Genomic DNA, 13217 nt, shown 5'->3' on the forward strand with positions numbered 1-13217 from the left:
TAGATTTATGTTGCGTAATTATCCTCGGACGATACTACTCGCGGTCCGCACAGCAACGCGATTCCCTGCGTGCCAATGCGTGTCATCACAATCGCCATGGAACGTTTGCCCTTGAGCTTGAGCTTCTTGCGCAGCTGATCCGGATCGACGTTTAGACCGCGGACCAGTATTTCGAGCGAGCCCGCGCCGTGCGCCTGCAGCGCAGCCTTAAGCCGCTTGACGGGCACGGCCTCAATGAATGGAAATCCGGACGTGCCTGCCGGGATGCGTTCCCCGGTGAGGTACGCGATACGCGGATCGAGCTGGTGCAGGCCCTCCCGGGCCGCGTAGTGGCGCACCAGACCCGCGCGGACCACGGCGCCATCGGGGTCGATGATGTAGCTGCCGACGTCGCCGGCCTCGGGCAGGTTGTCCTCGTCAAAGTCGTTGCTGTCGAGGATGTCTGCGGCGCCTTCAGTACCTTCAGCGCCTTCAGTGTCTTCCGTGCCGTCTTTGAGCAACACAGCCTGGCGGCCGGTGGCCAAGCCCGGGGTATAGAGACACGCTTCCTTGACGTTGCCGTTCACGCTGGCCACAGAGACCAGTCCCGGCCACTGCGAGAAGTCGAGGCCGGGCGCGCACTTCACGGCCAGCTCGGCACTGTGCGCAATGCGCGAACTGTCAGCACTGTGCGCAGCAACTAGGTCCGGCAGAGGCGGCAAAAGCTTGGCGGGATCGGTGATCCGCTTGCCGTCCTTGCGGCGCGCGGGGTCAGCGATGAGTACCCGTGCAGTGGAGGTTTGGGTCAGCGCATCGGCGCGGAAGAAGGGGTGGGCCACGTTGTGCTGGGCCATTTTGATGCGGGAAGCATCCAGGTCGGAGCCGATGTAGGTGCCCTTGTTCCAGGCGTGCCCTTCGGTGCCGATGGAACAGGTGACATCGTGGACAAGTTCCACGCCCAGGCCTTGCAGAAAGCGGCGTCGGTACTGCGCCAGCACCAAAGGCGTGGCCTGCTGCGCAGAGTCGGAATCCATGAGCCAGTCGGCTGGTAGCTTGCCGCTGCGCCGGGCTTTGATCAGTTCGGCCACGCAGCGATAGTTCTCACCGTAGAGCTGCTGGAGCTTGGCGACGTCGCTCAGCTGCGAGGCTTTGCTGAACTCAAGGTTTAGGCCCACGATTTCGGGCAGATGCTGGGTGAGGAAATCGACCTCAGCGAGGGTATAACTCATATTCTGTCTACTGGGAAAGTCGTAAAGTACTCGCGGTAGCGCGGGTCGTCTTTGGGATCGCCGATGATGGGGCGAAGGTCGGAGAAGGAGGCGTCGTCAAGCGCTTCTTGCACCGTGGAATAGCTGGATAGCCGCAGCATCTGTGCCCACGTGGGCAGCGCAAGGCGCACCAGCCCGGCGCGCCAACCGTCGAGGACGAGCTGCGGTGGAAACCAACCGGCGTCGTCGGCCTCCATGGTGTGACCGTCCGGCTCCTGGCCCTCGGGCAGTACCCCAATGAAAAAGAAGGTGTCGAACCACTGTCCCCCGTCTTCGCCTGCCCAACGGGACCACGGGCGGAGCATGTCGGAATCGGCGCGCATGCCGTTGTTGCTGAGAAACTCGGTAAAAGAGATGTCATGGGATTCGAGGAGGACGCGCTCGCGGTGATAACGCGATGCGTCGGAGACAATGCCGTCGTCGCGAATGGCGAGCAGCGTGCCGGATTCCTCGAACAGTTCGCGGATCGCTGCAAACACCAAGGCATGTGCTTTGTACTTGGTTACTCCCATGCGCCGTGCCAGGGAGATAACGGAGCGGCCTGTCCACAGATCGCCTGAGTCCCACATACGGGGCGGGAAGTCACGTGGGTCGACTCCCCCGCCCGGGAACACCGCGTGCCCTGGATAGTTGCGCATGGTGGACACGCGCTCCTGAATCCATACCTCGAGCCCTTCTCCGCCGTCTCTAAGAAGCAAGACAGTCGCCGCCAAGCGTCCACCATTGAACCCGGTGGTTTCGTTATGGTCGATCGCGTCAAGGCGGTCATGGATGGGCTGGGTCATGCATCTTTCCGTTTAGCGTAGGCGGCGGGCGAAGTACCGATCACCGATGCGATCCACTTGGATCGGCTGGTGGAATGCCTGCGTGAGGTTCGCGGAGGTGAGGACCGAGTTAATGAGGCCCTTGGCCACGACCTTACCCTCATCGAGGATCATCGCATGCGTAAATCCGAAAGGGATTTCTTCTACGTGGTGAGTAATCATGACGATTGCAGGCGCATCAGGGTCGAGAGCTAAGCCTCCCAGATATCCCACTAGGTCTTCCCGACCTCCTAAGTCCATGCCTGCGGAGGGCTCGTCGAGGATGAGTAATTCGGGGTTCGACATCAAGGCACGCGCCAAGATGACGCGTTTCTTCTCCCCTTCCGACAGGGTGCCCCAAGTGCGCTCCGCAAGGCGGCTAGCGCCCACTTGTTCGAGAATTTCATAAGCGCGAGAGAAGTCCATGTCTTGATATTCCTCGCGCCAGCGGCCGAGCACTGCGTAGCCTGCGGAGATAACGAGGTCATCGACGCGCTCGTTATCGGGGATGCGATGTTGCACGGCAGCTGAGGAGATGCCGATGGCGGCGCGGAGATCGCGCATGTCGGTCTTGCCAATGCGCTCGCCCATAAGGAAGGCAGTACCGCTGGAGGGGAACTCTTCCGCGGAGGCCATGCGCACGAGGCTGGTCTTGCCGGCGCCGTTGGGGCCGATGATGACCCATCGCTCGTCGAGTTCTACTTGCCAGTCAACTGGGCCCACCAGGGTATTGCCGCCACGTCGCAGTTCGACGCCGCGGAAGTCGATGAGCCAGTCTTCGTCAGTCTCTGGCTCGGGAGCTGGGTTCACTGGATTCACTGGGTTTGTTTGATTCACAGGTTCCATTGTGGCGGATATTTCTGTTGGCCGGTGAAAGTGACACAGCTGCATTAATCTTAAGGGCATGACTACACGCCTTGCTATCGATGACGTTCGCCCAAGCTTGTCCGGTTCTGTCCCCTCTAAAGCAGTGGTGGACGAGGTAATTCCAGTAACTGCGCTGGTGTGGCGGGAGGGCCACGACGCAGTCGCCGCAACGTTGTCGGTGTGGAACTCGGACTCCCCCGCGGTTTCTTCCGTGACGATGGACTTCGATTCCGTCAATCCCGACCGAGTGCATGGCGTGTTTACTCCGGCGACCCCCGGCCGCTGGTTCTTCCGTGTAGACGCGTGGTCAGATCCGATGGCGACGTGGCGTAACGCTATTACCAAGAAGATGGAGGCCGGCCAGTCAGCGCAGGAACTGTCCAATGACTTGCTCCACGGCACGGAGCTCTTCGAGCGTGCATCCCTTCAGTCCCCAACGGATAAGGCAGCGCTGCTTATCGACGCCGCCCGTGCGCTGAGCGACGAATCCTTGGACCCCGCCGAGCGAGTGCAACTGGCGCTGTCTGAAGAGACTACGAAGCTTTTGCACACCCACCCGCTGCGCGATCTCCTCGTAGAGGGCGAAATCCACGAGGTATTAGTTGAGCGTCGCGAAGCGTTATTCAACTCTTGGTACGAGCTGTTCCCTCGCTCCACGGGCGGTTGGGACGAGAACGGCCAGCCGGTGCATGGCACGTTCAAAACCACGCAGAAGGCTTTGGAACGCGTCGCGGATATGGGCTTCGATACCGTCTACTTCCCGCCGATTCACCCGATTGGCGAGGTACACCGCAAGGGTAAGAACAACTCCGTGGTAGCAGAGCCAGGCGACGTCGGCTCCCCGTGGGCTATTCAAGACCACTCCGCCACGCACCCGCAGCTGGGCACGATGGAAGACTTCAAGGAGCTGGTGGCCCGCGCAAAGGAGCTGGGTCTCGAGGTGGCCTTGGACTTGGCCCTTCAGGCTTCGCCGGATCACCCATGGGCGCAAACCAATCCGGAGTTTTTCACGGTGCTGCCGGACGGCACCATCGCCTACGCGGAAAACCCACCAAAGAAGTACCAGGACATCTACCCGCTCAACTTCGATAATGATCCTAACGGCATCTACAACGAAATTTTCCGCGTGGTCATGCTGTGGGTCGATGCGGGTGTGACCACCTTCCGCGTAGATAACCCGCACACGAAGCCAGCAAACTTCTGGAACTGGCTCATCTCCAAGGTCCACGTAACCCATCCTGAGGTCATCTTCTTGGCTGAGGCCTTCACCCGCGCACCGCGCCTGTTTGGGCTGGCCAAGGCAGGCTTTACTCAGTCTTATACCTACTTCACCTGGCAGACCTCCAAGTACGAGTTGACGGAGTTTGCCAAGATGCACGTCGAACAGGCTGATATCTGCCGCCCGAACTTGTTCGTGAATACCCCGGACATCCTGCACGAGTCCCTACAGACCGGCGGCCGCGCAATGTTCGCCATCCGCGCGGTTCTCGCGGCCACCTTGTCGCCGCTGTGGGGCGTCTACTCCGGCTATGAGCTCTACGAGCACGAGGCTGTTGCGCCGGGTAGTGAAGAGTACTTGGATTCCGAAAAGTACGAGCTGCGCCCGCGCGACTTCCAGGCAGCGCTGAAGAAGGGGGCGTCGCTTGAGGCTTACATCCGCCTGCTGAATCTGATTCGCCGCGAGAACCCGGCCCTGCAGCAGCTGCGCAACCTCAAGTTCCACAATGCGGATAACGAGAACATCATCGCCTACTCAAAGGCGGACCCAGCCACCGGCAACGTAGTTCTCGCCGTGGTGAACCTAGACCCGCGCAATGCCCAGGAGGCCACCGTGACCGTGGACATGGAGGCCATCGGCCGCGCAGACGGCGACGTCTACACCGTGCACGATGCGATCACTGGCGCGGCTTATAACTGGTCCAACCGCAACTTCGTGCGCCTCGAACCGATGCGCGATGTGGCCCACGTGTTCGTCCTCCCACAGGCAGACTCCCATTCGTTGAACCGCCTTGCCTGGCGTGACGTTGACGATTACCGCGCATAACGCCTTTCATAACCAGCCCCGCACCCTCACACAGTTAGGTAACTTGGACACATGACCATTCCGGAACCAGACCTTTCCCGCCTTAATAATTGCCGTCACCACGCGCCGCATGCCTTTTATGGCTGGCATGAAGGTCTCGTCCGCACCCGCCGCCCTGGCGCTGAGGCAGTCCAGTTGGTTACCGCGGCTGGCGCTGTAGACATGTCCCCGGTGGGCCACGACTTGTGGGAAGCAACCCTGCCTCAGGAACAGGACTACCGCCTGCGCGTTACCTACCCGGGACAGACGCCTGTCGACGTCGCCGACGGCTATCACTTCCTGCCCACCTTGGGCACGCTGGACCTGCACCTGATTTCCGAGGGCCGCCACGAGCGCCTGTGGGATGTGTTGGGCGCGAACCTGAAGAGCTACGACACGGACCTGGGCACCGTCGACGGCGTGGCCTTTGCCGTGTGGGCGCCGAACGCTGAAGGCGTTGCGGTAATAGGCGACTTCTGTGGTTGGAATCCCACCCAGTACCCGATGCGCAGCTTGGGTTCAACTGGTGTTTGGGAGGTCTTCATCCCAGGCATTAGCGAGGGCGAGCACTACAAGTTCGCCATCCAGACCAGGGACGGCCGCCGTATCGATAAGGCGGACCCGCTAGCCAAGCGCACTATTGCCCCGCCGGAGACTGCCTCGGTGGTCTCCGCTAATCGCTACGAGTGGAACGACGCTGCGTGGTTAGAGCAGCGCAATGGTGACCTTAACGTGCCAATGAGCGTCTATGAGCTGCACGTGGGTTCCTGGAAGATTGGTTCCAATTACAACTCCCTGCGCGAAGAGCTCATCCCGTACCTGCAGGAGCATGGCTTCACTCATGTCGAGCTGCTCCCTGTTGCCGAGCACCCATTCGGCGGTTCCTGGGGCTACCAGGTGTCGGGCTACTATTCCCCTTCCGCGCGTTGGGGTACTCCGGACGACTTGCGCGCGCTTGTCGACGCCCTCCACGGCGCCGGCATCGGCGTCATCGTCGACTGGGTCCCGGCGCACTTCCCTAAGGATGACTTCGCCCTGGGACGTTTCGATGGCCAGGCTCTCTACGAGCACCCGGACCCGCGCCGCGGCGAGCAGTCCGACTGGGGCACCTACGTCTTCGACTTTGGCCGCAACGAGGTACGCAACTTCCTAGTGGCCAACGCTTTGTACTGGGCGGAGGAGTTCCACATTGACGGCCTGCGCGTCGACGCGGTGGCTTCTATGCTCTACCTGGACTACTCCCGCGACGAGTGGCTTCCCAACCAGTACGGTGGCCGCGAGTACCTGGAGGCGGTCCAGTTCCTGCAGGAGACCAACGCCACGCTGAATCGCGTCCATCCTGGTGTCTTGACCATCGCTGAGGAGTCCACCTCCTGGCCAGGCGTTACTGCACCGACGGATCAGGGCGGTCTGGGCTTCTCCCTGAAGTGGAACATGGGTTGGATGAATGACACCTTGGAGTACTTCAAGCACGAGCCCATCCACCGCCAGTACCACCATGGTGAGCTGACCTTCTCCATGATTTACGCCTACTCGGAGCGATACGTGCTGCCGTTTAGCCACGACGAAGTTGTCCACGGCAAGGGCTCGCTCTGGACCCGCATGCCGGGCGATGACTGGAACAAGGCCGCCGGCCTGCGCGCGCTCTATGGCTACATGTTCTCCCACCCTGGCAAGAACTTGCTTTTCATGGGCCAGGAGTTCGGCCAAACCACGGAGTGGAACGAGTCCAACTCGGTTGACTGGTCCAACCTGGAGGGCTGGGGCAACGAGTGGCACCACGGCATCAAGCGCTTGGTGCGCGATATCAATGCGGTGTACAAGGACACCCCGGCGCTGTGGTCGCAGGACTTTGCACCTGAAGGGTTCCAATGGGTCAAGTCTGACGACTCGAACAACAACATGTTGGGCTACGTCCGCTACGGCACGGATGGCTCCGCGCTGTTGGCGGTGTGCAACTTCTCAGGCAGCTCGGTGCCCAACTATAACCTGTGGCTGCCGCGCGACGGCGCGTGGGAGATGATCCTCAACACTGACGACGCCGTCTACCAAGGAGCAGGCAACGATCTGCCGCGCTGGATTCACTCGCAGGGCAACTACACGGAGCTCCACTTGCCGTCGAACTCCGTGCAGTGGTACCTGTTCAGGGGCTAAGCTCCCCCCCGAGGCAGGCCCGCGTTAAGCCTGCTTGTTGACTCTCGCGATGAGTTCCTGCACGCGGGAGTCGATGTCGTCGCGCAGCTCGTTCATGCGCTGGGTGCCCTCGACGCCGCGCAGGGACGGGTCTTCGATATCCCAGCGCTCAGCGGGACCGTCGTAGTCTGCGCCACCTACCACGATGACGTGCTCGACCTGTGAGGCGAGCTCAGGGTCCACAGGCTTCGGAGTGCCCTGCGCCATGTCGGCACCGACCGCAGCAAGCGATTCCGCTGCCTCGTGGTTAATGTCGCCGGCAATGCCTGGCTCTAACACCTGGACGCCTGCGGAATACACGTCCCACTCGGGCGCGTGCTGCTTGGCCAGAGCGGCAGCCATCTGGGACTTGCCGCGGTTGCTGTTGCAAAGAAAAAGTACGGAGGTCATGACTCCGTACTTTATCCGTGTTTTATGCCTCGCGTTGAGCTGTAGCGCTACTTCTTAGTAATGGCGTAGTAGACCGGCAGGGACTTCCAGCTAAACTCGACGTTATCGACGTTCTGCGACCAGCCACCAACAACATTCGGGTAGAACAGCGGGATGGCAGGCAGGTCGCGCAGCAGCAGCTCCTGGGCCTGGTTGTAGAGCTTGGCAGCCTCTTCAGAGCTCTTGGCGCCGTTGGCCTTCACGATGAGCTCGTCGAAATCTGGGTTGGAGTACTTAGCGTCGTTGGAGGCGACGTCGCTAGTGAAGTTCGGGCCGAGGAAGTTGCCCATGGATGGGTAGTCGGCCAGCCACGCAGTGCGGTAGGCGCCGTCCATGCGCTCCTTGCGATAAGCGTCGCGGAAGGACTTGAAGTCGGGGAACGGGCTTCCCACGGACTCGATGCCTAAGGTGTTGCTGATGTTGTTCGCTACGGCGTCGGCCCAATCCTTATTGTCGCCGTCGGTGTTGTAGTTGATCGGGAACTGACCTTCAAACTTGCCGTACTTCTCGTCGGCCTTCTTCCACAGCTGCTTCGCCTTTTCTGGGTTGTAGTCAAGGTTGGAGGAACCCGGCAAATCGTCGTCGTAGCCGTCCAAGACCGGCGAGGTGAAGTCGCGGGCCGGGGTGCGAGTGCCCTTGAAGATGGACTCGGCGATTTCAGCACGGTTGATGGACATGGAGATAGCCTGGCGGCGCAGAACACCCTCTTCACCCTTGAAGTGCGGGGTCTCTTCATTGATGGACATCTCGAGGTAGGTCGCCGCTGGCTTGGTCTCGCTGCGCTCAGCTAGGTCAGCCTCGTAGTTGCCGAAGGCCGAGGAAGGAATCGCCTCGAGGACGTCCAGGTTGTTGGCCAACAGGTCCATGTACGCCGCATCGGTGTCGTTGTAGAAGGTGTATTGGATACCTTCGTTCTGCGGGGTGCGCTCGCCGCCGTACTCCGGGTTCGGCTCGATGATGAGGCTCTGGTTGTGGTCCCACGAGACAAACTTGTATGGGCCATTAGAGACGGGGTTCTCGCCGAAGCCTTCTGGGTCGTCGAGCCCGGCCTTGGGAAGCGGGAAGTAGGCGTTGTACCCCAGGCGAGTCGGGAAGTCGGACTCCGGCTGGGTCAGTTCGATGGTGAAGGTACGATCGTCGATGACCTTGAGACCTTCCATCTCCTTGACGCCTGGCTCATAGCCCTTAATGGAAGAAAAGAAGCTCTCGTTGAGTTGCTCGTTGGCCACGGCATAGTTCCAGGTGTCTACGAAGGTTGCGGAAGTAACCGGGGATCCGTCGGAGAACTTCAGGTCCGGCTTGAGGGTGACCTTGTAGGTCTTGTCCCCTTCTTGCTCGATGGACTCGGCCATCTCGTTGTGGACTTTGCCCTCTGCGTCGTAGTAGATAAGGCCGGAGTAAAGCATATCGACCACGCGGCCGCCGCCGTTCTCGTTGGTCATGGCCGGAATGAGTCCCTGCTGCGGCTCGGTGCCGAGCACGGTGACATAGTTGGCGTCGCTAGCCGCATCGCCTGCATCGCTGCCGCAGGCAACAAGACCAAAGGCGAGGGCGCCGGCAGCCAAAACGCCATAAAGCTTTCGCATATATTTCCTCCAGTGGAATATGAGATAGAACACTTGGAGAAAAACTAGCATGGCAGATCACTTTTAAAGCAAAAATGACCGGAAATATTCCGGTCATTTATTGAAGCTTAAGTGTTCGCACTACTGGAGCGCGCCAGAGCCCTTCTGGTAGTTGTCGATATCGAGCTGCGGAGTTGGCTGCAGATGCCCGGTTGCCGGATTCTCCACGGTTGGGTTGGAGAGGTCAACATCAGCGTCGTCCGCGGTTTCCACGTAAGGAAGATTGCCATTGAGCACCTCGCGCACGCGTGGCATATCGATGGAGTTGGTCCAGCGGCCAACAAGAATGGTGGCGAGAGCGTTGCCCGCAAAGTTGGTCAGCGCACGAGCCTCAGACATGAAGCGGTCGATACCAACGATGACACCCACGCCGTCGAGAAGCTCAGAGCGGTGGGACTGCAGACCCGCAGCCAGCGTAGCCAGGCCAGCACCGGAGACTCCCGCGGCACCCTTGGAAGCGATGATCATGAAGACCAGCAGACCGATCTGCTCACCGAGCTGCATTGGCATATTCATGGCGTCAGAGATGAAGATGGACGCCATGGTCAGGTAGATAGCGGTGCCGTCCAGGTTGAAGGAGTAGCCCGTCGGAACGACGATGCCCACGGTTGGCTTGGCGACGCCCAGGTGCTCCATCTTGCGCATGAGGTTCGGCAGAGCAGACTCAGAGGACGAGGTCGCGACGATGAGAAGGAACTCACGCCCCAGGTACTTACACAGCTTCCACATGCTGATGCCACCGAGCAGGCGGGCAATTAGGCCGAGAACACCGAAAACGAAGAGGAAGCAGGTGATATAGAAGGCCAGCATGAGCACTGCCAGAGACTTGACTGCCTCGAAGCCCGTGGCGCCGACGACGCCAGCGATAGCGCCGAATGCACCAATCGGGGCAACCCAGAGGATCATGGTCAAGATCTTGAAGGTGACCTTCTGCAGGTTGGCCACGAAAGCCAGGATCGGCTCACCGGCCTTGCCCATTGACTGAACGGCGAAGCCGAAGAGCAGAGCAACAAAGAGAACCTGGAGGACGGAACCGGAGGTGAACGCCGAGAACAGGGTGTCCGGAACGATGGACTGCACGAAACCGGAAAGGCCGTGAGCGCCTTCCTCGGCCTGCTTGACGTACTTGTCAGCTTCGCCCGCGGTGGCCTGGATGTTTAGGCCCGCGCCTGGCTCGATGAAGTTGCCAACGATGAGGCCGACTGCGAGAGCGAACGTAGACATCGTGATGAAGTAGATGAGGGCAATGCCGCCGGCCTTGCCCACCGAGGCAGCAGCGCGAACGGATCCAATGCCAAGGACAATGGTGCAGAAAATGACCGGAGCGATGATCATCTTGACGAGGCTGACAAACATCGTGCCGACGATCTTCATGTTCGACGCAGAATCAGGCGCGATCAGGCCGAAGGCAATACCTCCGAGAACGGCAATGATAACCGCGATGTAGAGCCAGTGGGTGCGGTCCTTCTTCGGAGCCTTGGACTCCGCAATCTTTGGACCTTGTGGTGAGAGGGTGGACATGGACACTCCCTTCAGGGGGAACTAGAAACCTGCACTGAGAGTTGCTCGACAACTTTGCCCAACAAAGTGCTACGGCTCACTCAGCATTCTTAATGTAGGCGATATTAAACCGCACCTATTGGGATCTAGAAATTGGACCTGCGCTGGGGGTATACGAAAAATAACCCCGGGCCATAGCCGGGGTTAATAGCCAGTCCCCCAAGTCCAGAAAAATGGGAGAATCGGACTTTTCAGAATGAGGGTAAGCAGGAGCGCTGTCTACCCCTTGCCCCTGCCTAGTACAGGGCGCTGGCGAGTTGGGTGCGCGCCTTAAGTACACGCGGGTCCGAAGACTCGAAGAGTCCAAACAGCTCCAGCAGACGGTCCTTGAGTGTTTGCTTCTCGTCACCCGCGGTACGTTTCATACCCTCAATCAGGCGGTCAAACGCCTTTTCGGGAGTGCCGGCGACTACCTCGGCGTCGGCTGCATCGAGCTGCTTGGCGACGTCCTGCGGTTCCGCGTCCGCTGCCGCCACTGGATCCTCACTGCGATTGGCAGGGTCGAGGCGTTTGAGCAGCACCGTGGTGTTGCGCGCCTGTTTGATCTCCACGTTGTCGGGTTCAGAAGCCAGGATTTCGTCATACTGTGCGATAGCGGCGTCGAAGTCGCCGCGATTCATGGCTTCCTCAGCGACGTGCAGGCGGGAATCCGGCGCCTCAGATTCCTCTTGTGCTTCCCCACCGCTTAAGCCGCGCAGCTGCGGACCGAGTTTCTCAACGAGGGTCCCAGTCCACTGCTCAAGGGCATCCTTGGGCTGAGCTCCCTCAAAGTTGGTGACGGGCTGGCCTGCAGCGATGGCGACGGTGGTCGGCAGGTTCTGGACACCGAAGACCTGAGCCACCTGGGGCACCACGTCGGCGTTGATGTAGCCGACGATGAAGCTTAAGTTACCGGCCTCCGCCAGGGACTTGAGATCAGCTTTGAGCTGCTCGGAAGCAGGTGAGCGCGGGGAACCGATGAGTGCAATGACAGGCACCTCAGCGGAGCGGCGGATTAATTCTGCTTCGAAGTTCTCCTCGGTGACCTCGAAGAAAGCCGCGATGCCTGCGGGGGCATCGTTAGGCGCTTCTGCCTTCTTCTTCAAGGCGCCCAGGTCGAGGGCACCGCCAACGTAAGGTCCGGTCACTTCTTTTCCTCCAGACGACGATTAACAGAGTCTACTTTTTGTGTGAGCTGCCCGGTCACGCCTTCGCGGATATCGGCCTTGATGACCAAGGACGTACGGGGAGAAACCTGGCGCACGGCGTCGGTTGCCTCCTTGATGACCGCGAAGACCTCGTCCCATTCTCCCTCCACGAGGGTGAACATGGCATTTGTTTCATTGGGGAGCCCGGAAGCGCGAACGACGCGCACTGCCTCGGCTACGGCCGCGGACATCTCTGCGGTTTCATCGCCAACGACGGTTGGCGCTACAGAAAATGCAACAATCATGCCCGCTATCCTACCTACGCTCCCAACAGTGCCGGTGCCAGTGCCTACGGTCCTCTTCCCTACCACCGGTATCGCGAGGCCAGGCCACGATATGAGCCACGCGTGGCGGGATGTTTTGATTACATCCCGGACAGATATAAAACTTCGTGGCGGCGGCGCTGCCAATGTGGCGCATAATGAAAGGTTCGCCGTGGGTCCATTTAGGGCCCTCGACTGTCTGGGAACCGAAGAAGGTGGATCCGTCCTTAGGAAGAGGACGCAGTTCAGGGCGATTACGGCGGTTGCGACGTGGCACTAGAACAACCGCAGTTCGTTCGATTCAATCCCGCGGAGGTCCTGGTAGTCCAGGATGACACAGCGGATACCGCGGTCTTCGGCGAGTGTGCGCGCCTGCGGCTTAATCTCTTGGGCGGCGAACACGCCCTGCACAGGAGCAAGAAGTTCATCGCGGTTGAGCAACTCAAGGTAGCGGGTGAGCTGTTCGACGCCGTCGATACCGCCGCGCCGCTTGACCTCGACGGCCACGAACTTGTTGTCTTGGTCCTTGGCCATGATGTCTACTGGGCCAATCGCGGTGGGATATTCGCGACGGACCAGCGAATAATTCTCACCGAGTGTGTCGATGTGCTCAGCAAGGAGCTCCTGCAGGTGAGCCTCGACTCCGTCTTTGACCAAGCCGGGGTCTTCGCCCAGCTCCACGGAGATGTCCTGATGAATCTCTGCGATTGTTATGCGCAGCTGCTCACCTTTGGGGTTTTCTACGAGCCACAGTTGCTCGCCGGTGTCCTCGCCGTCAATGTCGGTGATAGCGGACTCTTCGAGCGTGCAGGGTGGGGTCATCCAGTTGAGCGGCTTGTAGGCGCGGTCGTCGGCATGAATGGACACGGAGCCATCGGCCTTAACTAGCACAAGGCGGTCCGCCATGGGCAGGTGAGCATCCAAGCGGCCAACATAATCTACTGAGCAACGGGCGATGACTAAACGCATGCCCTCTACCAT

General features: G+C 60.0%; 12 protein-coding genes. 2 read left to right on the forward strand and 10 right to left on the reverse strand.

What is annotated here, in order from left to right; all coding sequences use genetic code 11:
- Nucleotides 1-5: 5 nt before the first annotated feature.
- The 3 genes from HMPREF3148_RS03900 to HMPREF3148_RS03910 are packed head-to-tail and all read right to left on the reverse strand — an operon-like array spanning nt 6 to nt 2896.
- Nucleotides 6-1208: a THUMP-like domain-containing protein gene (locus HMPREF3148_RS03900; RefSeq protein WP_070508730.1), complete on the reverse strand. Its 1203-nt coding sequence runs from the start codon at nt 1206-1208 to the stop codon at nt 6-8.
- Entirely contained in the window at nt 1205-2032 is an 828-nt protein-coding gene (locus HMPREF3148_RS03905) for an NUDIX hydrolase (protein ID WP_046645549.1), read from the reverse strand. Before HMPREF3148_RS03905 ends, HMPREF3148_RS03900 begins: the two co-directional genes overlap by 4 nt.
- Before the next feature lie 12 nt (nt 2033-2044).
- Nucleotides 2045-2896 (reverse strand): ABC transporter ATP-binding protein, encoded by an 852-nt coding sequence (locus HMPREF3148_RS03910; protein ID WP_049063752.1) that lies wholly within the window; start codon nt 2894-2896, stop codon nt 2045-2047.
- Nucleotides 2897-2954: 58 nt separating this feature from the next.
- Between HMPREF3148_RS03910 and HMPREF3148_RS03915 the strand changes: the two genes are divergently transcribed.
- Together HMPREF3148_RS03915 and glgB are read left to right on the forward strand one after the other, a co-directional pair.
- Entirely contained in the window at nt 2955-4961 is a 2007-nt protein-coding gene (locus tag HMPREF3148_RS03915; RefSeq protein ID WP_049063753.1) for a maltotransferase domain-containing protein, read from the forward strand.
- Between the two features lie 51 nt (nt 4962-5012).
- Nucleotides 5013-7133 (forward strand): 1,4-alpha-glucan branching protein GlgB, encoded by a 2121-nt coding sequence (glgB, locus tag HMPREF3148_RS03920; protein ID WP_049063755.1) that lies wholly within the window; start codon nt 5013-5015, stop codon nt 7131-7133.
- A 24-nt stretch (nt 7134-7157) separates the two neighbouring features.
- On the opposite strand, the gene HMPREF3148_RS03925 is transcribed toward glgB, so the two are convergent.
- From HMPREF3148_RS03925 to nucS, 7 genes are all read right to left on the reverse strand, one after another.
- Complete coding sequence (locus tag HMPREF3148_RS03925) at nt 7158-7562, reverse strand: arsenate-mycothiol transferase ArsC (RefSeq protein WP_049063757.1); 405 nt, start codon at nt 7560-7562, stop codon at nt 7158-7160.
- 47 nt (nt 7563-7609) lie between these two features.
- Complete coding sequence (locus tag HMPREF3148_RS03930; RefSeq protein WP_110333285.1) at nt 7610-9187, reverse strand: peptide ABC transporter substrate-binding protein; 1578 nt, start codon at nt 9185-9187, stop codon at nt 7610-7612.
- 120 nt (nt 9188-9307) lie between these two features.
- Nucleotides 9308-10747 carry a cation:dicarboxylate symporter family transporter gene (locus HMPREF3148_RS03935; protein WP_070508740.1) on the reverse strand — a complete coding sequence of 480 codons (1440 nt, stop codon included), beginning with the start codon at nt 10745-10747 and terminating at the stop codon, nt 9308-9310.
- A gap of 275 nt (nt 10748-11022) precedes the next feature.
- Nucleotides 11023-11913, reverse strand: a complete 891-nt coding sequence (locus HMPREF3148_RS03940; RefSeq protein ID WP_046645544.1) for a tetratricopeptide repeat protein — start codon at nt 11911-11913, stop codon at nt 11023-11025.
- A complete protein-coding gene (locus HMPREF3148_RS03945; RefSeq protein ID WP_046645543.1) occupies nt 11910-12218 on the reverse strand; it encodes an MTH1187 family thiamine-binding protein in 309 nt (102 codons plus the stop codon). Before HMPREF3148_RS03945 ends, HMPREF3148_RS03940 begins: the two co-directional genes overlap by 4 nt.
- A 10-nt stretch (nt 12219-12228) precedes the next feature.
- Nucleotides 12229-12513: a hypothetical protein gene (locus tag HMPREF3148_RS14000; RefSeq protein ID WP_080970039.1), complete on the reverse strand. Its 285-nt coding sequence runs from the start codon at nt 12511-12513 to the stop codon at nt 12229-12231.
- A complete protein-coding gene (gene nucS / locus HMPREF3148_RS03955) occupies nt 12513-13205 on the reverse strand; it encodes an endonuclease NucS (protein ID WP_046645542.1) in 693 nt (230 codons plus the stop codon). The genes HMPREF3148_RS14000 and nucS overlap by 1 nt, the downstream gene beginning before the upstream one ends.
- Nucleotides 13206-13217 lie beyond the last annotated feature (12 nt).

Source organism: Corynebacterium sp. HMSC05D08, assembly GCF_001807215.1.
GTDB lineage: Bacteria > Actinomycetota > Actinomycetes > Mycobacteriales > Mycobacteriaceae > Corynebacterium > Corynebacterium striatum.